This window comes from Paraburkholderia silviterrae (assembly GCF_004353915.1).
Taxonomy (GTDB): domain Bacteria; phylum Pseudomonadota; class Gammaproteobacteria; order Burkholderiales; family Burkholderiaceae; genus Paraburkholderia; species Paraburkholderia silviterrae.
Map to the genome: position 1 here is coordinate 1 of NZ_SMRP01000048.1, position 23,799 is coordinate 23,799.

The 23,799-nt window shown below is 62.9% G+C and carries 23 protein-coding genes; 6 read left to right on the forward strand and 17 right to left on the reverse strand.

Annotated elements, in window-relative coordinates:
- Positions 1-1,196 (reverse strand): hypothetical protein (locus EYW47_RS42545; protein ID WP_276322983.1); only part of this gene is annotated, 1,196 nt, incomplete at its 3' end.
- A 34-nt stretch (positions 1,197-1,230) separates the two neighbouring features.
- Between EYW47_RS42545 and EYW47_RS42550 the strand changes: the two genes are divergently transcribed.
- From EYW47_RS42550 to EYW47_RS38460, 5 genes are all read left to right on the forward strand, one after another.
- Positions 1,231-1,962 carry a YadA family autotransporter adhesin gene (locus EYW47_RS42550; RefSeq protein ID WP_276322984.1) on the forward strand — a complete coding sequence of 244 codons (732 nt, stop codon included), beginning with the start codon at positions 1,231-1,233 and terminating at the stop codon, positions 1,960-1,962.
- Positions 1,963-2,131: 169 nt separating this feature from the next.
- Positions 2,132-3,265 carry a DUF2827 family protein gene (locus EYW47_RS38445; RefSeq protein ID WP_133200035.1) on the forward strand — a complete coding sequence of 378 codons (1,134 nt, stop codon included), beginning with the start codon at positions 2,132-2,134 and terminating at the stop codon, positions 3,263-3,265.
- Between the two features lie 5 nt (positions 3,266-3,270).
- The gene (locus EYW47_RS38450) at positions 3,271-4,395 is read left to right on the forward strand and encodes a DUF2827 domain-containing protein (protein ID WP_165976805.1); all 1,125 of its coding nucleotides are present in this window, start codon (positions 3,271-3,273) and stop codon (positions 4,393-4,395) included.
- A gap of 96 nt (positions 4,396-4,491) precedes the next feature.
- Positions 4,492-5,031, forward strand: a complete 540-nt coding sequence (locus tag EYW47_RS38455) for a hypothetical protein (protein ID WP_133200036.1) — start codon at positions 4,492-4,494, stop codon at positions 5,029-5,031.
- Positions 5,032-5,143: 112 nt separating this feature from the next.
- Positions 5,144-6,280, forward strand: coding sequence for a DUF2827 domain-containing protein (locus tag EYW47_RS38460; protein WP_133200037.1), 1,137 nt, complete (start codon positions 5,144-5,146; stop codon positions 6,278-6,280).
- Between the two features lie 94 nt (positions 6,281-6,374).
- Here the strand turns inward: EYW47_RS38460 and waaA are convergent, their stop codons facing one another.
- From waaA to EYW47_RS38540, 16 genes are all read right to left on the reverse strand, one after another.
- A complete protein-coding gene (gene waaA, locus EYW47_RS38465) occupies positions 6,375-7,721 on the reverse strand; it encodes a lipid IV(A) 3-deoxy-D-manno-octulosonic acid transferase (RefSeq protein ID WP_133200038.1) in 1,347 nt (448 codons plus the stop codon).
- A gap of 91 nt (positions 7,722-7,812) precedes the next feature.
- On the reverse strand, positions 7,813-8,697 hold the full coding sequence (locus EYW47_RS38470; RefSeq protein WP_133200039.1) for a Kdo hydroxylase KdoO: 885 nt from the start codon (positions 8,695-8,697) through the stop codon (positions 7,813-7,815).
- Between the two features lie 137 nt (positions 8,698-8,834).
- Positions 8,835-9,836 (reverse strand): lipopolysaccharide heptosyltransferase I, encoded by a 1,002-nt coding sequence (waaC, locus tag EYW47_RS38475; protein WP_338117866.1) that lies wholly within the window; start codon positions 9,834-9,836, stop codon positions 8,835-8,837.
- A 158-nt stretch (positions 9,837-9,994) separates the two neighbouring features.
- The gene (locus tag EYW47_RS38480; RefSeq protein WP_133200040.1) at positions 9,995-11,188 is read right to left on the reverse strand and encodes a pilus assembly protein TadG-related protein; all 1,194 of its coding nucleotides are present in this window, start codon (positions 11,186-11,188) and stop codon (positions 9,995-9,997) included.
- A gap of 38 nt (positions 11,189-11,226) precedes the next feature.
- On the reverse strand, positions 11,227-11,787 hold the full coding sequence (locus EYW47_RS38485) for a TadE/TadG family type IV pilus assembly protein (RefSeq protein WP_240764108.1): 561 nt from the start codon (positions 11,785-11,787) through the stop codon (positions 11,227-11,229).
- 41 nt (positions 11,788-11,828) lie between these two features.
- Positions 11,829-12,791, reverse strand: a complete 963-nt coding sequence (locus EYW47_RS38490) for a type II secretion system F family protein (RefSeq protein WP_133200041.1) — start codon at positions 12,789-12,791, stop codon at positions 11,829-11,831.
- 46 nt (positions 12,792-12,837) lie between these two features.
- A complete protein-coding gene (locus EYW47_RS38495) occupies positions 12,838-13,815 on the reverse strand; it encodes a type II secretion system F family protein (protein ID WP_133200042.1) in 978 nt (325 codons plus the stop codon).
- 31 nt (positions 13,816-13,846) lie between these two features.
- Positions 13,847-15,256, reverse strand: a complete 1,410-nt coding sequence (locus EYW47_RS38500) for a TadA family conjugal transfer-associated ATPase (protein WP_133200043.1) — start codon at positions 15,254-15,256, stop codon at positions 13,847-13,849.
- 12 nt (positions 15,257-15,268) lie between these two features.
- Complete coding sequence (locus EYW47_RS38505; RefSeq protein ID WP_133200044.1) at positions 15,269-16,477, reverse strand: CpaE/TadZ family protein; 1,209 nt, start codon at positions 16,475-16,477, stop codon at positions 15,269-15,271.
- A 53-nt stretch (positions 16,478-16,530) separates the two neighbouring features.
- Positions 16,531-16,824 carry a hypothetical protein gene (locus tag EYW47_RS38510; RefSeq protein WP_133200045.1) on the reverse strand — a complete coding sequence of 98 codons (294 nt, stop codon included), beginning with the start codon at positions 16,822-16,824 and terminating at the stop codon, positions 16,531-16,533.
- 21 nt (positions 16,825-16,845) lie between these two features.
- Positions 16,846-18,693, reverse strand: coding sequence for a type II and III secretion system protein family protein (locus EYW47_RS38515; protein ID WP_133200046.1), 1,848 nt, complete (start codon positions 18,691-18,693; stop codon positions 16,846-16,848).
- 104 nt (positions 18,694-18,797) lie between these two features.
- Entirely contained in the window at positions 18,798-19,634 is an 837-nt protein-coding gene (gene cpaB, locus EYW47_RS38520; RefSeq protein ID WP_133200047.1) for a Flp pilus assembly protein CpaB, read from the reverse strand.
- A 194-nt stretch (positions 19,635-19,828) separates the two neighbouring features.
- The gene (locus EYW47_RS38525; protein WP_377785122.1) at positions 19,829-20,389 is read right to left on the reverse strand and encodes an A24 family peptidase; all 561 of its coding nucleotides are present in this window, start codon (positions 20,387-20,389) and stop codon (positions 19,829-19,831) included.
- 166 nt (positions 20,390-20,555) lie between these two features.
- Positions 20,556-20,726: a Flp family type IVb pilin gene (locus EYW47_RS38530; RefSeq protein WP_133200048.1), complete on the reverse strand. Its 171-nt coding sequence runs from the start codon at positions 20,724-20,726 to the stop codon at positions 20,556-20,558.
- Positions 20,727-21,089: 363 nt separating this feature from the next.
- On the reverse strand, positions 21,090-21,260 hold the full coding sequence (locus tag EYW47_RS38535; RefSeq protein WP_133200049.1) for a Flp family type IVb pilin: 171 nt from the start codon (positions 21,258-21,260) through the stop codon (positions 21,090-21,092).
- A gap of 364 nt (positions 21,261-21,624) precedes the next feature.
- The gene (locus EYW47_RS38540; protein ID WP_133200050.1) at positions 21,625-21,795 is read right to left on the reverse strand and encodes a Flp family type IVb pilin; all 171 of its coding nucleotides are present in this window, start codon (positions 21,793-21,795) and stop codon (positions 21,625-21,627) included.
- A gap of 856 nt (positions 21,796-22,651) precedes the next feature.
- On the opposite strand from EYW47_RS38540, the gene EYW47_RS38545 reads away from it, so the two are divergent.
- Positions 22,652-23,797, forward strand: coding sequence for a glycosyltransferase family 87 protein (locus EYW47_RS38545; RefSeq protein WP_240764109.1), 1,146 nt, complete (start codon positions 22,652-22,654; stop codon positions 23,795-23,797).
- Positions 23,798-23,799 lie beyond the last annotated feature (2 nt).

The window sequence follows — 23,799 nt, forward strand, 5'->3', positions numbered from 1 at the left end:
GGTGCGCTCTCAAGCTCGGCTTCGACAGGCATCAGCACGGCCATGAGCGGCGTGAACTCATTGAGCACCGGCCTGAGCACCACCAACAGCAACGTCGGTGCGCTCTCAAGCTCGGCTTCGACAGGCATCAGCACGGCCATGAGCGGCGTGAACTCACTGAGCACCGGCCTGAGCACCACCAACAGCAACGTCAGTTCGCTCTCAAGCTCGGCTTCGACAGGCATCAGCACGGCCATGAGCGGCGTGGGCTCGCTGAGCACCGGCCTGAGCACCACCAACAGCAACGTCGGTGCGCTCTCAAGCTCGGCTTCGACAGGCATCAGCACGGCCATGAGCGGCGTGAACTCACTGAGCACCGGCCTGAGCACCACCAACAGCAACGTCAGTTCGCTCTCGAGCTCGGCTTCGACAGGCATCAGCACGGCCATGAGCGGCGTGAACTCGCTGAGCACCGGCCTGAGCACCACCAAAAGCGACGTCGGTGCGCTCTCAAGCTCGGCTTCGACAGGCATCAGCACGGCCATGAGCGGCGTGAACTCACTGAGCACCGGCCTGAGCACCACCAACAGCAACGTCAGTTCGCTGTCTAGCTCGGCTTCGACGGGCATCAGCACGGCCACGAGCGGCGTGAACTCGCTGAGCACCGGTCTGAGCACCACCAACAGCAACGTCAGCTCGCTCTCGAGCTCCGCTTCGACGGGCATCAGCACGGCGCAAAGCGGCGTAACGTCCCTTTCAACGGGATTGAAAACGGCCAACACCAGCATTGTGTCGTTGTCCACCGGCCTTTCGACGACGAACAGCAATGTGGCTTCGATGTCGACTGTGTACTCGGGTTCGTTGACGTCCGTATTCAGTAGCCTGAGCAGCGTCAACAGCAGCTTGTCCACCTTGACTTTCTCCACGTCGTCCACGTCGACCAGCGTGGTCCAACTCTTTACCGGTGTTGCCTCTCTCTCGACTGGGTTGAGCACGACGAACGTGAACGTGGCGAAGTTGAATACCGAGTACACATCGCTTTCAACCGGCATTACCTCACTGTCGACGCAAATGGCATCGCCGGGATTCGGCAAAGGAAATGGGAACGGCTCGAGCACATCGACTAGTGTGTCGACCGCAAGCTCGCCGTCGACGTCAACCAGCACCAGTGCGTCCACAAGCAGCGTCACGTCGACATCGACGGCGTCGACCTCCACGTTGGCCAGCGTGCACGCGGCTTTGACGCCCGCAATGGTGAGTACCGAGCAAACGTCCGCTTCGCCAGGATCAAACGGTACTCAGACGAGCGGAACGAACACGGCCGTTGCGAACGCCACCGCAATCGGTCAAAGCGCGAATGCGGCCGCAACTGGAGCGGTCGCCTACGGCAGCAATGCCAGCGCCAACAGCACCAATGCGACCGCTGTGGGTTACCAGGCCCTCGCCACCACAGCGGGCTCGGTCGCCATCGGTGCAGGCGCGCAGGCGATCGCCGACCCAACGACAGCGGTAGGCGCCAACTCCCTGGCGTCGGGGAACAACTCGGTGGCGCTCGGCGCGGCGGCGACAGCAACAGCGGACAACTCTGTCGCGCTGGGAGCAAATTCAGTCGCGTCCGACCCGAACACGGTATCGGTCGGGTCACAGGGCAACGAGCGGCGAATCACGAACGTAGCGCCTGGGGTCAACCCGACCGACGCGGTGAATATGTCCCAGCTGACTTCCGTGCAAGCAAACGTGAATCAGGTGGCAAGACTCGCCTATTCCGGCATAGCCGGCGCCGCGGCGCTTTCTATGATTCCTGAAGTGGACCAGGGCAAGACGTTCGCGCTGGGTATAGGAACGGCTGGCTACCAGGGATACCAGTCGGTCGCGATCGGTTTCAGTGCGCGCATAACCGAAAACCTGAAAATAAAGGGGGGGGCTGCGATGAACGGCGCGGGTGGGACTTCCGTCGGCGCAGGGGCCTCGTATCAATGGTAGGCACATAGCCCCGTCGTAATTTCAAGACCGCAGCTGTGGCGGCCATTTGATAAGACGAAATGTGTGTGCTAGCCCACCAAGTGCGTGCCATCCGGTGCGTATGATGTGTTTCGTCACGAGATGATCCGTGAGTGCTGGTGAATCCACCTACAGCCTGCGATAAACAATCATGCGCATCGGAATATCGATCCTCACGCACGCGGCCCAAGACATCTGGGAAAACGGTCGGGGCCAGAATGTCTTTTATCTGGGCCGTCTGCTACAAAGCTTGCCGTTCGTCGAAGAGGTGGTACTTCTCAATTGCGGGGACCAGCCGCAACTGCCGGAAGGCGCGAAGCACGACGGCGTCGGATTTCGGCTCGTAGCACCGAGAGATGCGACCGATCTCATCGATGTGGCAATCGAAATGGGAGGCGGACTTGACGTCGGCTGGCTCGATCATTTGCGCGCAAAAGGCAAGAAGGTCGTCTACTACTGCTGTGGGCAGCCATACACCGCACTCATCGAACCCACGATCTTCTCCACGTCGGGCTATATCTCCCGCTTTGAGCGCTTCAACGAAATATGGACACTGCAACGAGATCGCTGTTTTCACCCGATGCTCGAGTCGCTGTACCGCTGTCCGGCGTTCGACGTACCGTACGTATGGGACGCTGATTTTCTGGAGCGCCGCGTAGCAACCCTGCACAGCGAGCACGGCATCGAATTCGGATATCGTCCCCTGTTGCGCAGGGAATATACGTTTCGCGCGCTTCGGGTTGCCGTGCTCGAACCGAATATTTCCGTTACGAAGACTTGCAGTATCCCGATGCTGATCTGCGATTCGGCTTTCCGGGCGAACGAAGATACCGTTTCCGAACTGCATCTGCTCAACACGATCCAGATGAAGGATCATCCGACTTTCGTTCATCTCGCCAATTCGCTCGATCTGACGAAGCAGGGAAAAGTTCGCTTCGAGCAACGGCATGACTTCGCCGGTTATATGAGCCAGTTCGGCGATGCTGTCGTCGCACATCAGTGGCAGCATGATCAGAACACGCTTTACCTCGACGCGCTCTATGGCGGGTACCCGCTGATCCACAACTCGCAATGGCTGGGTTCCGCAGGCTACTACTACCCTGAATCGGACATCTTGAAGGGCGCTGCCCGGCTCGTCGAAGCTTCGAGAGATCATGACGAGAGCATCGATCTCTATCGGCGGACGGCTTCGGAGTTTCTGGCCACGCTGAACCCGCTGCATGCGATGAACCAGACAGCCTATGCACGCAGCTTGCTGCGATTGACATCTGCTCGCGAACGGTGATGACCATGATGAATGGACGGCGTCTTAAGGTGGGCGTGACGATCTTCGTGCGCGCGGGTCAGCAGTCGCTCTGGGAAAACGGGATCTTCCAGAACTGCTTCTTTCTGGCCATGCTGCTGGAGCAATCGCCACTCGTCGAAACCATTTATCTCGTGAACGGCGGCGATGGACGGGTCGAGGACGCGAGCGCGTTTCTTGCCGATGCGCCGGCGAAGGTGATCGACCTGCAAACAGCCAGCACGCAACTCGACGTCATCATCGAGTTGAGCGCGCAACTCGATCCGGTGTGGGCGCGCGAATTTCGGTCCCGCGGCGGGCGTATCATCGGCATGCGCGTGGCGAATGATTATTCGATCGACGTGGAGCGCATGATTTTCGGGCGGCCGCAAGGCATGCTGGTTTCCGGTACCCCCTACGATGCGATCTGGACGTTACCTGCCTTCGAAAAAACCTGCTCGGCCTACTATGAGGCTGCATTTCGCGCGCCAGTGCGCACAATGCAGCACCTTTGGAGTCCGATACTGTTCGAGCGCGCAGCGGCGAGGAGTGCACAGGGGCCGTCATTCTCCTATACGCCCGGCCGCTCGAAGTGGCGCCTTGCCATTTTCGAACCCAACATCTGCATGGTCAAGACGAGCCATATTCCCATGCTTCTTGCCGATGTTGCGTATCGCCAGTCGCGGGACTTCATCGAGGTCATGCGGGTCTACAACTCGTTCCACCTGAAAGGTGACGCCCTTTTCGTCAGTTTCGCTACGAGCCTCGATCTCGTGCGGCACGGGCTCGCCTCGTTCGAAGCGCGGTTTGCCACCTACGAAGTCATGTCTTCGCATGCCGACGCTATCGTCTCTCATCACTGGGAGAACGCGCAGAATTACCTGTATTACGAAACGCTGTATGGCGGATACCCGCTGATCCACAATTCGCATCTGATCGAAGATTGCGGATACCGGTACTCCGCATTCGATCCTCAGGATGGCGCGTTGGCACTACGCCAGGCATTTTCCGAGCACGATCGTCGGCTGGACGATTACAAGCGAACCGCCCGCGCATTCCTGAAAAAACTCGACCCGCTTGCGGAGCGCAATATCGAAGAATATAGCGCGGCGATTGCTCAACTTTATATGTGAGCGAGAATAAAAATGGCCTTGATCAGGGGGAGCAGCAATCCACAGCCACGCCCAATCGCGCGGCGCGATAACTCGTATCGCAGATCGCGGGCGGCCATGCTGTGCATCGTACTCTGCACCGTGATGGCTGCGCCCCGTGCGCAGACTCTCCCGAGCGGCAAGCGCGACGAGAGTGTCCTGGCGCGTGCGGCGCAAACCGTCGGTATCCGGCAATGCTTTCCTGCCGTGGATCAAGTCGGATCACGTGTGCTGGAGGGCAGCCAGCGACAAGACGTCGTGCTGGACTGGAATCACATCACACCCGATGCTGCACCTTTCTTTTCGTTGACCGGCTTTCAGGCTCGCGGCAACCCGGAACTGCTCTCGCTATCGACGATACCGGACAACGCCGGGCATTGTGCGATCCTGGCCGAGCAAATCTCGTTCGACGCTGGAACGTGTGCACGGGTGGCCAAGGAGCGCTTGACCGGCTACCGGGCAACGCCCTTGGTCGCCGCAATTACCGTCTATACGCTGCCGTCACGTCCACGCGAGACAGTGACGCTTTCCGATGTCGAGCGTGGTTGCGTAATCGTGCGGCGACAGGTCGAGTATGAGTGGCCCACGAGTTCGGCGAGCACGGTTGCGCGCCAATGAGATCCGCTAATCGCCGCTGCGCATGATCCGTTGCGGTGCGAGGGGACTGGAACCGGCTTTGCGGAGCGCGCTTCTTCTGCGCGATGAAGATCAGGGGATAGGGAGAAGGACCATGGCTGAGCAGCCGTTGCGTATTGGAATCACAATTGGCCTGCAGGAAGAAACCGAAAGCTTGTGGGTCAACGGGATCAAGCAAAACGCGATATACCTCGCGAAGCTCTTTCAGCAATCCGCTCGTCATCACCGGGTCACGCTGGTCAATACCACAGCGGTTCGCATCACGCCGATGTTGCCGTGGGATACAACGCAATACCCGGTAAAGTCGTTCGAGGACGTCAAGGACGATCTCGATTTGCTCATCGAGCTCGGTGGCCAGATCAACGAAAGCCAGACACGATACCTTCGGAGCCGCGATACCAGGCTTGTCAGCTATTGCTGCGGTCCCGAGTACGTGCAGCGTATGGAGGCGATGATATTCGGCCGAAGCCTCGGGAACCGGGTGTTCATCAATCAGGAATACGACGCGATCTGGGTGATCCCTCAGATCGTCGAAACCAGCAGCCATTTCTTCGGGACGTTGAGGCGCAGACCTGTGAAAGAAGTGCCTTTCGTCTGGGATCCGATGTTCATTGATGCCATCACGGCGGGTTTCTCCGACAACGGCGAGTACCGGCCACGGACGCAATCGAAACGCATCTCCATCATGGAGCCGAACATCGACGTACTCAAGTTCTGTCTCTATCCAATCTTGATTGCGGAGGAGGTGTACCGCGCGGACCCCGAGCGTATTGGGCACGTACATGTGACAAACGCCGCTCACCTTGCGAGCGAAAATGGCGAGTTTGCCGGCACGATGCACTACCTCGATCTGGTGAAGGACCACAAGATCAGTTTCGTCGGGCGATACACGACGCCCGCCTTTCTCGCCGAGCACACGGATATCGTCATTTCACATCAGTGGGGCCTGGCGCTTAACTACTTCTACCTCGAAGTCTGCTGGAAAGGCTACCCGCTGGTGCACAACGCCCATCTGTGCAAGGACCTTGGCTATTACTACTGCGGCAATGACGTGAACGAGGGGGCTCGGCAGGTGCATGAAGCCACGCATCGGCATGACAAAGATTTTGTCGAGTACCGGCACCGGCAACAAGAACTGATTTCCCGATTCACGCCCGCCAGCAGCGCACTGGTCGAGGCCTATGATTCGTTGCTCGATGAGCTGATGCTTTCGGCTGATGCTCTCGTATGAGCGCGATGCATCGGCGCTGCGAAGATCGGAACAGCGAACCTGGCGGATAATCCGGCCGCCGGAAAGCGCCCCGCCAGGCCCTGACAAAGGCTAATCAGAGATCGAGCGCCGCCGAAGCGCGCTCGGGCAGCAGCGTCGTCAGCACGTCCACCGTGCGCCCGGTCGCGCCGCGATGGCGTGCAGCGAACGCGGCGGCGGCCGCGCCCATCGCCACGCGGCGCGGCTTGTCGTTGAAGAGCTCGCGCAAGGCACGCGCAAGATCGGCCGGGTCCTGCACCTGCAGCGCGGCGCCGGCCGCGACGGCGTCCGCAGTGGCCTGGGTGAAGTTGAACACGTGCGGGCCGATCAGCACGGGCACGCCCACCGCACAGGCCTCGATCAGATTCTGGCCACCGAGCGGCAACAGACTCCCGCCGATGAACGCGAGATCGGCGGCGGCGTAATACGCGCCCATCTCGCCCATCGAGTCGCCAAGCAGCACGTTCACGTCCTGCGGCAACGCACGCACGCCCTCATGCGGCGCGGCGGCGCTTGCCATCGAAGCGGCCGCCGCCTGGTTCTGGGCCCATCGCGAGCGCCGCTCGAACTTGAGATTCTTGCGCGCGACGAGCGCGGCCACCTCGTCGAAACGCTGCGGATGGCGCGGCACGAGGATCAGCAGCGCGTCTTGCACGCCGAGCGCCGCGAACGCCTGCAGCACGAGCTCCTCTTCGCCTTCTCGCGTGCTCGCCGCCACCCACACGGGCCGCGCGCCGATCGCGCGGCGCCAGTCGCGCCCGCGCGCCACGAGCCCAGGCGGGCTCGCCATGTCGAATTTCAGATTGCCGAGCACGCTCACGTTGCGCGCGCCCAGCGCGCTCAGGCGCTCGGCATCGGACGGGCTTTGCGCGAGCACGCGCGTGAAGCCGCCGAACACCTCGCGCGCATGCGCGCCGAACTTCGCCGCGCGCTTGAACGAACGCGCCGACATGCGCGCGTTCGTGAGCACGAGCGGCACATCGGCGTGCTTGCATTCGTCGATGAGCGTCGGCCACACCTCGGTCTCCATCACGAGGCCGAGCGACGGGCGCCATGCGCGCAGGAAGCGCCGCACGGCATGCGGCATGTCGTACGGCAGAAAGCAGCGCAGCACGCGATCGCCGAACAGCTGCTCGCCCGTTGCGCGCCCGCCGGGCGTCATGTGCGTGAGCAGGATGCGCGCGTCGGGTCGCGCCGCCAGCAGCGCGTCAATGAGCGGCTGCGCGGCGCGCGTCTCGCCCACCGAAACGGCGTGGACCCAGATGAGCGGCGCGTCGTCTTCGGGCACGCGCCCGACGCTATAGCCGAAGCGCTCGCCGATATGCCGGCGATAGCCGCGCTCGCGCCGCGAGCGCACCAACAGGCGCAGCACGGCGAGCGGCGCGATCAGCCACCAGGCCGCGCGATAGATGGCCCTCAGCATCGGGCCCCCGCGACGCGCGATGTCATGCGCGCCAGCGCGCCCGGACCCGCCATCGTAGACGTCGTACCCGTGATGAGATTCAAGCCCTGGTTCAAACGAGTTCCTTGCCCTTGAGACGCTCGAGAATGCCAAGCGGCGCCCAATCCGGATGCACCATGTCCTTCGCGGGAAGGAAGAAGGTCTGCTCCATCATGAACTGGCCGGACATGACCGCATGCGACGCGTGATCGGAGAAGCACACCCACACGCAGCCCGGCGGAAAGTTGATGGTCTCCTGCGGGCTCGTCTTCTGGTAGTCGAGATCGGCCTTCATGCTGTCGTGCAGATTGAGCATCAGATGGTCGTACTCGCTGCGCGGCGACTTGGTGATGTGTAGCAGGTTCTGCAGCCAGGCCGAGCCCGGCATCTGCGGCTTGATGTTCGGCAGGAAGCGCCGCGCCATGTCCTCGAACGGCTCGCCCACGCGCCACACGCGCGGCACGCCATTCGGGTTCACATTGGTGAACACGCGCAGGATGCGCTCGCCGTAGTTCGGGCGCGACGGAAAAGCATCCACGTGCAGGCGCGAATCGTCCTTGCGCCACGATGTCTGGCGCGTTTCCACCTGATGCAGGCGCAGGCTCGTGGGCGCGACGCGCAGCTTGGCCGCGTACTCGGGAAAGAGCCCGTCGACGAGCGTGCGCGCACAGGCCTGATAGCGCCCGATCATCGCGCGCACCGCCGACTGCGTGACCGTGTCGCCCAGCACGCCGCGCAGCGCGCCGCCGTTCGGGTCGAGGCTGATGTTCTTGCGCTTGGGGTCGGCAATCGCCGGATCGAGCAGCGCGCGCTCGCCGCCCTCGACCGGAAACTCGAGCTTCGGAAAATACAGCACCTTGCCCTGCTCGACAGCATCGCGCAGCGTCTCGCGCGGCTGCGAAAGATATTGGCCGTGCCAGTCGGCGGAAATGATTTCGATGATCTGGGATTCGTTCATGGTCGCCCCCTGGAAGCGATGGATCGGGATGCCTGGCGGGATGCCCGGCGCCGACCCTTATACCCCGCGAGCCGCTTGGCGCGCCTTGACGCGCCGCAGTCTGTCAGGCCTTGGTTTGCATTTGCCGCGGCGCGGTGTCACAGCAGGCCGAAGCCGGCCAGCGCGCCCTTGACCTGCGCGAGCGTGGGCGGCTGTCCCGCGGTGCCGAGATTGACGACTTTCGGCGACCAATAGCCGCCGGTGCGCCAGGCAGTCGCGAAATTGTACAACTCGACCGTCGGACGCTTGAGCGCCGCCGCAATGTGCACGAGGCCCGTGTCCACGCCCACCGTGGCCGCCGCGCCGTCGATCAGGCCCACCACGGCCGGCAGCGAGAGCTTGGGCGGCACGATGGCCGCTTCGCCAAATTCGCGGGCGAGGCGCTCGCTCGTCGCGCGCTCGGCGTCGCTGCCCCATGGCAGCACGAGCGAAGCGCCGCGACGCACGAGCGCCTGGCCCAGCTCGATCCAGTGCGCATCGGGCCATTGCTTGTCGGCGCGCGAGGTGGCGTGCACGAACACCACATAGGGCACCGGCAAATTCAGACCGACGCCCGCGAGCGCCTGGGCCGCGCGGTACGTGTCGATTCCGAAGTCGATGTCGTCGGTGGGCTGCGGAGGCGGCAGCTCCAGCGCGGCCGCAACGAGCTGCCGCGTGCGCTCCACCACGTGCGTGCGCGGCTCGATGCGGATGGCGCGCTTGTAGAAGAAGCGCGCGGGCCATTCGTAGCCCGCGCCATCGGTACGGTTGCCGAGGCCGACGAGCGGCCCGCGCGCCCAGCTCGCGACCCAGGCGGTCTTGATGAGCCCCTGGCAGTCGATCACGAGGTCGTACTTCTCGGCGGCGAGCGCGCGCCGGAACGCGCCGATCTCGCGCCAGTTGGCCGCGGAGAAAAGCGCCTTGCGCCAGCGGCGCAGCGAGAACGGAATGGCGCGCCGCACGCCATGCACGAGCTCGACGAGCGACTGGAAGCTCTCTTCCACGAGCCAGTCGATCTGCGCGTCGGGATACCGCCGCCGGATATCGGCGATGGCGGGCATGTTGTGGACGACGTCGCCAAGCGACGACACGCGCACGATGAGGATCTTTTGCACGCTCAAGAGGGAATTGCTGGCGATCTGCGCCGAAAAATGCGTTAAAGGTCCGTGATTCTAACGCGGCGCGGGTAGAGGAAGCGCGAAGAGGGGAAAAAGGCGCGGAAAGGAGGCGTGGAGAGACGCCGGCCGCCGGAGCGTGGCTCGGGGGCCGGCTTGTCAGGCTAATACCATTCGCTGCTGGGCAAGTTGGCCAGCGTGGGCGGCGTGACCGCACCGAAATAGCTCGTCGTCAGGCCGCCCGCCGTCGTGCTGCCCGCGTCGCCCGACACGATATGCCCGATGATGCAATCACCACCGTTACCTAGAGTGCAAGTAATCGGCGGATTGCAGTTAGTTAGTTTTACTTTCCCGTTTGAACCGACCCCCGTAACGCACTTCCCGTTGGCGTCCACGACGTAGTCGATCGTGAATCTGGCGAACCCCGCGACCGATGTATACCCCTTGACGTTGACCGCAGAGTCCGCAACGACCGGCAGTGTGACCGTGATCGGCGGAATGGCAGCCGTGGGGTACTGGTTGCCGTAGACCGACGACTCGGTGCCAGGCTGCATGTAAGTATTCTGACCAATCGAGAGCGAGGAACTGTTTCCCGAGTCCATGAGCGCTGCAGCCCCATTCGCACTGTTAATGGTGCTGCTGAACGTGGTCCACTGTCCGGCAGTGTTTGGACATGTCGCTGTCGTAACAGCACCGGCGCCGATCGAGATCTCCTGGGAGCTGACCGGACTCCCGCCGCTCCAGTAAGGCGAATTCGCGCTGAAAACACATTGGCTCATGGCCATCGGAAAGAGCGAGCCAGGCGCCGCGGTTCCGGGCGCCGAGATGATGGCGACGGCCGTCGCGCTGGCGTGCAGGCTCGACACGCCGAGCATGCGGCCAAGCAGAGTCGGCATTCCAGCGCCGCTCGTCGGATTCAAATTGACCGTAACCATCACGGCGGGCTTGTCAGTCGGCGACCCGATGGTCGTTGGCAGGGACGACGGCAGCGACGTGCCCTGGTTGGCGGCATTCACGTCCCAGTAGCCCACCAGGACGGTCTGCGGCGTGGTGATGGACTGGCCGCTCGCATAGTTGTCGCCCGCATAAGTGTTTGCTGCGGTTGTTGCGCTCGTGGTGGCGGTCCCCCAGGTGGCCGAATTGGCAGTCCCAACCAGCGAGCCGGGCAGCTGACGCGCGCCGGCGAGCGCCGCAGCATCGGCCGCATTCTGCAATTCGTTGCGCACGATGGCCCAGCGCGCCACGTCGATCGTGAGCGCGGCGACGCTGAGCAGGACGACGAGAAACACACCAACTTGTATGGCGACCACGCCTCTCTGGCCGCGCTTCGAGCGCCCGCGCGCAGGGTATCTGATCATGATTGGCCTCCCATGACGTAGAACATGAGCAATGAACGCTATTCGCAGTTCATGGTGGTCGACGCATTGAGCGTCAGCACGTGTTTGGATGACGACAATGCAGCCAGCGGATCAACGTACGATCCAAAACCCAAGCCGGTGAACGGATAGCTGACGGCAATGGTCAAGGCCTGGCCGGAGGCGGTGCAGCCCCCACTTGGCGTGACGGTCACGCTCGCACCGCTTGCCGGGGAAGGGCTGATCAGCATCGACGAAAGACCACTCGTGGCCACGGAGGTGGCGCTGGCGGCAGACATATACACAGCCGCGCCCGTCGAGTCCTCGCCAAACGCCACGGCCTGTCGTGCCGCGGCCCGGCTGGCGTTGGTGATCACGGCCTTGTCGTAAAGGAAGAAGCCCGTTTCCATGATGCCGAACAGGATCAACAACAGCATCGGCAGCACCAGGGCGAACTCGAGCGCGGCTACGCCGCGCTGCGCGCGTCGCCCGCGTCCCGGCCGCAGGTGCGCCCCGCCCATTCTTCCTCGTTGTGTGCGCGACACAAGCGACGGTGCGCCGGTCTTTGCAAGTTTCATAAGTCCCCCGATCGAATCGCCCATACCGGGCCAGGTCCTTTCTCGTCGTCCTTTGCGGCCGCCCGCTAGCTGCTCAGCGCCGGAAGCATCGTCCGATAGATCTGCAGCATCGCCGGCCCCATCAGCACCACCAGCAGCGCGGGAAAGATGCAGAACATCAGCGGAAACAACAGCTTGAGCGCGATTTTCGCGGCCTTTTCCTCTGCAAGCATGCGACGGCGCGTGCGCAGCGTGTCCGAGAGCACGCGCAGCGAATCGCCAATGCTCGTCCCGAAACGCTCCGCCTGGATGAGCATCGTGCTGAACGAATCGACATCCTCCACACCCGTGCGCAGGGCAAAGTTGCGCAGCGCCTTCTCCTTTGCGTACCCCGAACGCATTTCCAGCAGGGTGAGCTCCATCTCGCTTGCGACCACCACGCTGCGCAATTTGATCTCTTCCGCGACGCGCATCAGCGCTGCATCGAGACCGAGACCCGCTTCAACACAAACAGTCAGCAGATCGATTGCGTCGGGGAAGTCCTCGAAGATCGCACGCTTGCGGCGCGCCACGACGCGCGAGAGGATGAAGGCCGGCAGGTAGTAGCCAACGGTCACCAGGCTCACGAGGACCAGCGCGAAGCTCGTGACCGAGCTCGCCCCCCCGCCGCCAAGCATCCACATGGCTGCCATCGTGGGCAAGAGCAGTGCGAGCACCGTGCGGGCGCCAAAGTAGATCGCCACGGCCCCCGGCGTGCGCCAGCCCGCGTTCATCAGCCGCACGCGCAATGCCGAGACCTCCCAGCCCTCCTTCGGCGTCGAGAGTCTGGAAAGTGGCTCCGTGACCTGCACGAGCCTTTCGTACCAGGGCTCGTCCGCACCGTCCGGCTGAGCACTGGGAACAGGCGTGCCGCGGCCGCCGCCCGCCTGTTCGATGCGCCGGCGCATGGTTTTGGGCGCGAAGATATACATGGCGCCCAAACTCAGGCCGAACACACCGGCAAAGAGACAAACCAGCAACAGCAACCGCGTCGTATCGAGCGCTAACATGGCTCCCCCTTTTCGAATATTTCTGCTGGCGCGAGGCGTGGCGTCCTCAGACGTGAATGCGCACGATGCGCCGCACCCATATCGTGCCGATCACCATCAGCACCGAAACGGCTTCGAGCAGCATCACGCCTGTCGGGTCCTTCCACAGCACCTCGATAAAGTCCGGATTGAGGAAGGCAATCGCCCCGCCCGTGAACACCGGCAGCAGACACAGCACGCGCGCAGAGAGCACCCCTTCCGCGGCCAGCACGCGCACCTTGTCGAACAGCTTGAAGCGCTCGCGCACGAGGCTCGCAATGCTGTCCAGCAGTTCGGCCAGGTTGCCGCCGGTCTCGCGCTGGATCAGCACGGCGATGACGAAGTACCGCAGGTCCCCCACCGGCACGCGCTGCGCGAGCCCCATCAACGCGTCGTTGAGCGACACGCCATAGTTGATTTCGTCGAATGTGATGCGAAACTCAGCGCCCATCGGATCGGCGAACTCGGTGCCGACCATGTCGATTGCACCCGTGAACGCATGACCCGAGCGCAGCGCGCGCGCGAGCATGTCGCAGGCATCCGGCAACTGCTTCTGGAAGCGCAGCAACCGCTTTGCGCGTCGACGACGCACGTACATCATCGGAAGCAGCGCCGAGACCACCGCAGCTGACGCCAGCATCCCAACCGGCACGCGAACGAACAGCCCCACGACGACCACGAAAACCGGCAAGACCGCGCTCAGCGCGATGAGGCGCGCTGCTGTCCAGCGGACGCCCGACTGCTGCACCCAAGCCTCGAACGAGCGGATCTTCGGCAAGAGCAGCAATGCGCGTCCGAAAAGTGTCGACCCATCGAGCCGCTGCCCCTTGAGGATGGACATCGTCTCCTTGCGTCCCGCGCCGCCCGTAGCCACGGCCGCGAGGCGTGATTCGAGACGGCGCGCGACGGCGCCATGCCGGCTGTTCCACCATTCCCATGCGCCCTGGCTGGCGAGCACCACGGCCACGAAGAGCAGCAGGATTGCCAGAAAGAAAGTTGTGCTCATGCCACGCTCCCCCGGAAGAACGTCGAGAACATCAAGCCGTTTCGAAACGACGGCCCGGTTCGAAAATTTGCTCCGGCACGTTCACGCCAAACGCCGCGAAGCGCTCGCAGAACTTCGGACGCACGCCGGTCGCGCAAAAGTAGCCGCGCACGTTGCCGTTCGAATCAATGCCCGTGCGCTTGAACGTGAAGATTTCCTGCATGTTGACCATGTCGCCTTCCATGCCGGTCAGCTCTGAAATGCTCATGATCTTGCGGCGGCCGTCAGTAAGACGCGCGGCCTGCACGACCACCGAGATCGCAGAGGAAATCTGGTGGCGCATCGTGCGCGGCGGCAACGCAAGACCGCCCAGGCTGATCATGTTCTCGAGACGCGTGAGCGCATCACGCGGCGTGTTGGCGTGAATCGTCGCAAGCGACCCTTCGTGGCCGGTGTTCATCGCGTTGAGCATGTCGAGCGCTTCCGCGCCGCGCACTTCGCCGAGGATGATGCGGTCGGGGCGCATACGCAGCGCGTTGCGCACGAGTGCGCGCTGGGTGATCTCGCCGCGCCCCTCGATGTTCGGTGGGCGCGTTTCGAGCCGCAGCACGTGGTCCTGGCGCAGTTGAAGCTCGGCCGCATCCTCGATCGTCACAATGCGCTCGTCGTTCGGAATGAAGCCCGAGAGCACGTTGAGCAGCGTCGTCTTGCCGCTGCCCGTACCGCCCGACACGAGAATGTTGATCTTGGCGCGCGCGAGCCCCTCCAGCACCTGGGCCATGGGCGGCGTGAGCGTCTGCAGCTCGATCAGATCCGAGACCTGCAGCGGCGAGACCGCGAACCGGCGAATCGAGACGAGCGGCCCGTCCACGGCCGAAGGCGGAATGATGGCGTTCACGCGCGAGCCGTCGGGCAGGCGCGCGTCCACCATCGGGCTCGACTCGTCGATGCGCCGCCCCACGCGCGAGACGATCTTCTCGATCACCTTCATGAGGTGAGCGTCATCGTAAAAGTTGACGTCCGTGAGTTCGAGCTTCCCGCGGCGCTCCACGAACGTCTGGCGCCACGTGTTCACGAGAATGTCCGAGACCGTAGGGTCGCGCAACAGCGGCTCGAGCGGACCGAACCCGAACATCTCGTCGTACACGTCGATGGCGAGCTGCTTGCGTTCGAGGTCGTTCGCGAGAGCCTTCTGCTCTTCGAGTATGCGGCCAACCAGCGCGCCGATCTCGCTGCGGATCTGCTCCGGATGCATGCGCGAAAGACGCTCGAGCTCGACCCGTTCGAGCACCGCCTGATGGATTTCGTACTTCAGCTTCTGATACGCCTCGGTTTTCACCCTGGCAGGCGCAGCAGCTGAGACTGCAGCGCCGATACCGGCACCGGCGCAGCCGCCGGCATCGGCACGCTCGACGATCGTCGGCTCGAGGCGCTGCGCAAAGATTTGCTCGCGAAGAGACATGTTTTTTCTCCTTTACATCAAGCCGAGTTTGGCCGGCGCCTGACGGCCGATCAGGCGCGCGAACAACGATTCGCCCTTGCCCCGTGGCACCGCGTTCGTGGCGTTCGTGGCCGCGACGCTTGCGGCCAGCACGCGCAGGCTACGCGTCACCGCGCTGCCAGGCGCCGCCACGGCAATCGGCAAACCCTGATTGACTGCTTCGGATACGGCACGCGCGTCGTCCGGAATGACATGGAACGGCTTGACGCCAAGCACGCTGTCGGCGGCCTCGCGCACGCGCTCGCCATGTTTCGTCTGCCGGTTAAGCAGCACGCGGATGCCTTCCGGCCCATAGCCGAGCGATTGCAGGATCTCTTGCAGGCGGCGCCCCGCCCGCAGATGCGGCATGCTTGCCTGCAAGACGATATGGATCTCGTCGCTGCGGTCGAGCGCGAGCATGGAAAGCGGATTGATGGTCTGCCCGAGATCGAGAATCACGCAGTCGTAGCGCGGCATCGCGACGCCGAGCACCCATTCGAGCCGGTCCTGACGCATTTCGCCTGCCTTGATCGGGTCGCCCGCGCCCGCCAGGATGTCGAAGTTCTCGGTGGCATGCATCACGCTCGCATCGAAGAACGCCACGTCCATGCGGTCCACTTCCGCGCACAACTGGGGAAGCGTCGAGGGCGGCGTCTGCTCCGTCACGAGGAACGCGGCGTCCGCGTAGAGCTGGTTCAGATCGATCAGCAGTACGCGCTGGTCCTGCGTCTGCGAGACGATATGCGCCACGTTCGCCGCGATGAAGCTCGTCCCCACCCCGCCCTTGCACGACATGAACGATACGATGCGCGTCGAGCGCCCGCTGCCCTGGGCGCGCTGACCGATCGCGCGCTGCAGTGCATCGCCTATCGCCAGAGGGTCCAGCGGCCCCGTGATCACGTCCCGAAAACCCGCGCGCATCGCCGCGATGAGCGCGTCCGGCGACGCCTCGGGGATCAGCAGGATGCACAGGAGCCGCTCGCGACGGCGGCACAGCTCCGTCACGGATGGCAACTGCGCCTCCTGCAATCCTCTCGCGTCGACGATCAGGACATCGAACGCATCGAGCGTGTCGCCACGCTCGACGAGATCGAACGGCGTGCCCACGGTACGCGTCGTGCGGTAGGGACCGCATCCCGCGATCAGACGCATGATCTGCGCCAGCCGCTCTGTGTCCGTCGAGGTAATGAGTATATCGATCATGATCGTATGCCCCGGTGTTGTACCTTTCTTTGACCCGCTGTGTGTGGCATCGCTTACTGGCCGGAGCTCACGCCAATCGCGTAGGGAGACGCAGACGCCGGCGGTTGCTCAAACGACTTGTCGTAGCGGTCCATCGCCGCCGCAGCGGCCTTGCCGTCCACCCCGGGCTGCGACGCGACGTGCATGGCCGCGTCCGGGTCGATGATCTGCACTTGCATCGAGTGGTGCAGGGCTTCGCCGAAATGCGCTTCCCAGATTGGGGAGCTGGTCATGCAGCCGCCGAGCGCAGCGCCGAGCGGCGCGATCAGCAGAACCCGGAGAAAGAATGCGAAGGTTTCGAGTTTCATTTTGGTCTCCTGATCGCCGGGTCAATGATCGGCGCTTTGGTTCGACGCGATCCGGGCGGCTTCGTGCTCGACGCGCTGCGCACGCGCCGCGCTGTCATCGCCCGCCGGCGGCTCGAGGGACTGCACGCTTACTTGCTGTGTGGCCACGGGCTGTGCAACCACCTCATCGGGTGCCGGCCCGGAGGGCGCCGACGGCTCGCGCCGCGAGGAGACCTGCGGTGCAGGCAGCGCTGCGGGCACAGCCGGCGCCGAGGCAGGTGCGGCTGGCGCGGCCGGCGTTGCCTGAGCGCCCGCAGGTGCCACAGGTGCGGGTGCCGCTGGTGCAAAGCGTCCCTCGTTGCGTTTGGCACGGCCTTCCATGTTGCCCGTCGCGTACACGTCAGCCTCGAGGGGCTGCGAGAAGCTGTCCGTGGGCAACTGCAGTTGCGCAATATTCTGCACCGGCTTCACGAGGTGCGCCGTAACGACGAAGATCAGCTCCGAGCGGTCCTGCTGGAACGAGGTGCTCCGCATCAGCGCACCGAGGACCGGAATCTCGCCAAGGCCAGGCACGGCCTTGAGCGAGCCCGTGATGTTGTTATTGATGAGCCCGCCGATCGCAAACGACTCGCCATCGGCCATCTGGACCGTGGTGGAAGCGCGCCGCGTCGTAATGAGCGGCAGAATGGATACGCCGCTGACGTTTGACGCACTCAACGTGACGCCCGTTGGCGACAACTCAGAGACTTCCGGCGCCACTTTCAGGTTGATGCGGCCGCCGCTGAGCACTGTCGGCGTGAACTTGAGCCCCACGCCGAACTCCTCCTCCTGCAACGTGATCGCCGTGGCGGACGTGCCGCCGCCGCTTTGCGGCACGGGGATGAAGATCTTGCCGCCGGCGAGGAACGTGGCTTCCTGACCGCTGATGGTGACCAGGTTCGGCTCCGCGAGGATCTTCACGAGGTTGTCGGTCTTTTGCGCATCCACGGCGAGGTTGAACGGCCTGTTGTTCGCCTTCGAGACCGCGAATGCGCTCGACACACCCGCGAGCAGATTGCTCACGAGCGCGCCCGTCCACGAGCCGAAGCCACCCTGGATATTGACCGCCGAGCCGAGCTGATCGATGAGCGTTTTGTCGACTTCGGCGACCTTCACTTCGAGCATGACCTGCTGCGGCGAGTCGACGCTCAGCATGTTGATCACACCACCCGACTTCGATCCGCTGCTCACACCGAACACTTTGGCGATTTCCACGGCCTGCTGGGCCGCCTGCGCGCTCGACACGTGGCCGGCCAGCACAAGGTTGTCGGCCGCCGTCGAAACGCGGATGGCGTGCTCTTGCGGCATCAGTTGTACGAGCGCGGCCTGCAAGCCACCCGCGTCGGCACTGACGATCACATCGATCACCTGGCACGCGCCGCTCTTGCCCTGCACGATCATATTGGTGGTGCCCACCGACTGGCCAACCAGGTAGAGCGTCTGCGGTGAAACCATGGTCGCCTGCGCGATCTCCGGATTGCCGATCGTGCGGTTGCGCACCGGCTCGTCGAGCGGCACGAGCGTCGACTTGCCGAGCGGCACGACCACGTTGCTCTCGTTGCGAATGGCCCCCACGCAGTTCGGCCCGCGCAGTGGTCCCGCGAGAGGTTTGGGCGCGGCGTTGCTGCCCTGCGCGGGCCCCATGCTGATGGTCATCTGCATGGGCCCCTTGCCCATTGTGACCGGAGCAGCCGCGGCGGACTTCTCCGGCGCCCCGTTCCCGGCCGGCTCCTGCGTCCAGCCTGGCGTCGCGCTCATCAGCCCCGCGCATACCCAGGCAAGCGTCGCGACGCGCCACGGACGGATGTCCTCAAAGGCCCCCACGGACCCCACTTTTACTTTGGTATCCATATCGTTATACCCCGTGCTCACCAGCGTTTTAATGGCGGCCTCACCGCTATTTTGCCCTGCCCCGGGTGGTCAAATCCGGGCTCGGGCGGCCGTTCTGCTTGCTTTCAAAAACACTCCTGACTGCCCGTGACGCCCGAAAGCACGCCGATGCAATCACGCTTCACCTGCTCATGGGCGACGTACTTCACGCGCATCGGGCGAGCCGGCTCGGGCGCCGGCGCCGGCAGCGGTACCGCCTGGCCCAGCAGCGTCTGCTTGGTCACACCTTCGGTGACGAGCTTGTTGTCGTCCACCTGATTGCGCAGGACAAGTGAGAGCGTGCCCACGCTGCGTGCCAGATCGAGCTTCTCTGCCTGCTCGGGCGTCACTTCCAGCGTCACGGCGTTCACGACCTTCGGCGCCGTGTCGTCGCGGTTGACCTGCTGCGCGACGGCCAGCACCAGAATCTTTTCGAGCACGATCTTCGAGATGCTCTGATCCTGGGCGTCGGTCTTTTTCTGCGGCTCCTGCGTGTTGACGATCACGTCGACGTAGTTGCCCGGCAACGCGAAGCCGGCTACGCCCACCACATCATTCACGCGCACCGTGATCGCACGACGCCCCTCGCCAATCACCGCGGATAGACCGCCTTTCGTGCCCACAGGCGCCAGCTTCGACTCGAGGACCGGTTCGCCGCGCGTGAGGCTCGCGCGCACCACTCGACCGTCCAGGTCCTTCGGTGCTGCGAATGTTCCAGGCGGAAGGCTGTCCTTTGGCCAGTTGACCGTTCGGATCATCGTCTCATTGATCGGCTGTCCGAGATTGATATCGTCGGATGCGACGGCAACGGGTACCGTGGCCCCCGACGACGTCTGAAGCAACCATTTGGAAGCGAACACCACTGCGGCCAAACCGGCCAACAGAGCAATCGCGAGCATGGCAAGCGCGCGGCCGTTTTTCATGACATCCCCCGTATGCTTTCGAGAAAACCCGAGAAAACCAATGATCGACGGAACGAAACCCCGGACCTGTTCCGCGGGCGCCGCTCACGATCCATGGCGGCAACCCTCAATCCCCAGTACAGCCTGCTTCTCTCGCACCCCGCCAAGTCGACGCCGGAGCACGTTACCGCCAAAAAAACATTCCGGCCGGCGCTCTAATGCACCATGGCGAACAGCACCGCCACGGTTCCCGCGCCGATCGCGACACCATACGGAATCGACCCAACCGACTCCCGCGCAACACTCACACCAGGAGATACGCCCGGTACGCGCATGAAGCGGCCAGACCCCGCAAGCAACGCCGCGACGTTTCCCATCAGACGGCGCAACCGCCCCCGCATCAGGGCAACCCCTAACGACCACACCCCACCGATAATGAAGGTGTTCACTGCGATATCGACTGTCGCCGCTGCCCCGAGCCAGGCGCCGAGCATCATCAGCAACTTGACGTCGCCGGCAGCCATGCCTCGCAGCAGATAGAACGGCAGCAGAAGAGCGAACCCGGTCGCCGCCCCGCCCAGCCAGATCGCGCTGCCTGAAAGTGCCCCGCGCAACGCGATCTGGACCGCGAGCGCCGAGACAAGCCCCAGCAGGATCAGCAGGTTCGGAATCCGCCGGCTAACGATGTCCGTGCTGGCAGCGAGGACCGCCAAGGCGATCACGCAAAGCGGAACGGGTTGCGGCGGCAAGGAAACCGAAAGCATTGTGAAGTCCATTGTTTCGCTCCCCGGCTAACCCTGCAGCGCCATGACTTCAGCGTGTGCATGAGGGCAAACCCAAGCGTTTTCGGATCCGGTCTCCAGCATGTCCGACTCCAAGGTTCGTTTCAGGAGCAATCAGGCGAATGTGCGTGTGCTGCAAGCCCACTCGCCCATGGATCTTTTAGACTGCGGCGGCAATGTCGGAGAACACGTTTTGGAGCACCGAGCCGATGGTTGCGATGCTGGCGATCAGCAGGACCGTGATCAGGCCCGCGAGAATCCCGTACTCCAAAGCCGTAATACCGTCTTCGTCACGAATGAAGCCTTTTGCTTGAGCGATGATCCTTTGCATTTCGATCTCCAATTGAAAGTGGACCTGGTGAGCCCCGTTCCATGTGGTATTGAGGGCGGGTTGGACTACATCACTGTGGACAGCTCAGTAGTCTCATTCGCACTTTCTACCTGTCCGAAAACAATAACTTTGTGCGATCAGCCACACCTGCGATCATTTCCCGCGACTGCCCGTGAATTGCAAAACCGCATTCGGAAAGCTTCACTGCGCGGCCCAGCCTCATGGCACACGACGCTGTTCGAAGGACACCTGGTCGCCAGACGTTTCCGAATCCGGTCTCGAGCATTTTCAGTTCCACGGTCCGTTTCCGGTGAAATTGGGCGAGTGTGGCGCGCGTTGCGAACCCACTCGCCCATGCATCCGCTAGACCGCTGCGGCAACGTCGGAGAACACGTTCTTGAGCACCGAACCGATGGTTGCGATGCTGGCGATCAGCAGGATGGTGATCAAACCGGCGAGAATGCCGTACTCGAGAGCCGTAATGCCGTTTTCGTCACGAACAAAGTTCTTTGCCTGAGCGATGATCTTTTGCATTTTTGATCTCCAAATGGATGTGTACATCGTTAACCCCCGTTCCATGTGGTCTTGAGGGTGGGTGGGACTACATCTCTTGATTGGGCGGAGTAGTCTCGGGTGCAGTTTTACGCGACTCAAATTAATAACTTTGTGCGATCGGCCACACCTGCAGTCACTCCCCGCGATTGCCCTTCAATTGCAAAACCGCACTCGGAAAGCTTCACGGCGCGTCGCTGCCTCATGATCCACGACGCAGGTCGAAGGGCGCCTGGCCTCCAGACGTTTCCGAATCCGGTCTCGAGCACTCCCAGCTCCAAGGTCCGTTTCCGGTGAAATTGGGCGAGTGTGGCGCGCGTTGCAAATCCACTCGCCAATGCGCCTGTCAGACCGCTGCGGCAATGTCGGAGAACACGTTCTTGAGCACCGAGCCGATCGTTGCGATGCTGGCGATCAGCAGGACGGTGATCAGGCCGGCGAGAATCCCATACTCGAGAGCCGTAATGCCGTTTTCGTCACGAACAAAGTTCTTTGCCTGAGCGATGATCTTTTGCATTTTTGATCTCCAAATGGATGTGAACATGGTTAACCCCCGTTCCATGTGGTTTTGAGGGTGGGTGGGACTACTTCACTGGCACAGCGCAGTAGCCTCAGGCGCAGTTCTACGCGACTCAAATTGATAACTTTGTGCGATCGGACACATCCGCAATAATTCCCTGTACGCAAACCCTCGCACTCGGTAAATTTGACCTGCGCCATGTGGGCTGCCTCGCTTAACGGACGCGTTGCGGCAGTCCTCAGCTCCCTGCTGGCGCCATGTCTCGTGCACTTTTGCCTGCGCGCCGAAACGAACGACACGCACCTCGTGCATGCGATCGCGCGACTCACGATGTGCCTGGCTCTACGGTTGCAGTGTTGTTTTTTTATCAACCGTCTCGCGCATGCACGCGCTCATCAGCTTCCACATTGCTACGGCCACCTTACCGGTGCGCCGCTCGAACATCCCGTCAGGCTCCAGTCACTCGATTGACGCCGAGCCAAGCCCCTTCGAGCAAAGTCAGTAGTTTCCCGACGAGCCCAACTCACCCGCCCGCCCTCAGCGCAACCATTTTTCCCGTAGCGCCTTCGCCGAAATCGGCCCCGCTCAAGCCAGTGTTCGTTCTCGAACACTGGCGATGCACTCTGTGTTGCTCCGAAAACGCCCTTCTCACCATAATCCCCGCAACGCGCAAGGACTGCCATGCATCGCACTTGTCGCGCGTACGGGGCAAAAGAATGGCGGTGGTGCTGCCAATTGAAAATATTCAGCGGGGGCTGAAAAAATGCGACCACTAGAGTGGAATGCCACACGTTCGCACTCGATGGCGTGCTCCTGGCTTTCGCGGGAGCGGCTCATTGTTTACAGCACCGCCATGCTAGTAATCGGTGTCGGCTTCGTAGTGCTGTGGGCCGTGGTGACGCGCGGTTTTTCTGACACAGGCGGCTGGCGTCCAGGCTCCGACCTGCTTGTGTTCTGGTCGGCCAGCCACGCAGTCCTGCACGGTCAAGCCGCGACGGTCTTCGACTACTCGGCGTTTTCCCGGATCGTGGCCGCGGTGAGTGGCGGCTTGCCCAAGAGCGCGTTTGTCCCCTGGCTTTATCCCCCCACGTATCTGCTATTCATCACGCCACTCGCGCTACTGCCGCTCCCGCTTGCTTACTTCGCATTCCTCGCCGCGAGCGCATCGGCGTACGTTTGCGCAACCGTTCGCGTTTCCGGGCTCGCACAGGGCCCGCTCGGCATCGCAGCGGCCCGCTACGTCGTGCTCGCCATGCCTTGTGTGATGGTGTGTGCCGTCTTCGGGCAAAACGCGCTGATTACCGCGGCACTCGCCGCGCTTGCCGTCGCGTCGATTGATCGGCGCCCCGTGATCGCCGGAATTTGTATCGGACTGCTGGCTATCAAGCCGCAACTGGGCATCCTGTTCCCACTCGTTCTGGTCGCGGCACGAGCATGGAAGGTGTTTGGATACGCCGCCGCCACAGCGGTGTTCCTTGCTCTCGCAAGCGTGGTGCTCTGCGGGCCCGCTTCGCTTCGGCTGTTCGCCGGGAACGTTGGGATGGCACGCGAACTCCTTCTCGAGCACGACGTGCGCTTCTGGCTCGCTTCTCCGTCCGTGTTCGCCTCGCTACGGCTCATGGGCGCGCCACTGGCCATAGCGGGACTGACGCAAGCAGTGGTCGCCGTCATCGCAGCCCTCGGCACATGGAAAATCTGGCGCACGACGCGCGACATTGCCCTGCGCGCGGCCGCGCTCGGGACCGCCACGATGATCGTCAACCCCTATGTCTGGCACTACGAACTGACGTGGATCGGACTGGCATGCGCCGGTCTGCTCGCGACCGGATTGCGTCGCGGGTGGCTGGCCGGCGAGCAACCCGTGCTGCTCCTCGCATGGCTCTTGCCCGTGTATGAGTTCTTCAATCAGGTCCTCAGGCTGCCGCAAGTCGGTCCTGTAGTCCTGCTGCTCATGCTGCTCGCGGTACTGCGCCGCGCGCGCATCGAAGGCATCCATTAGGC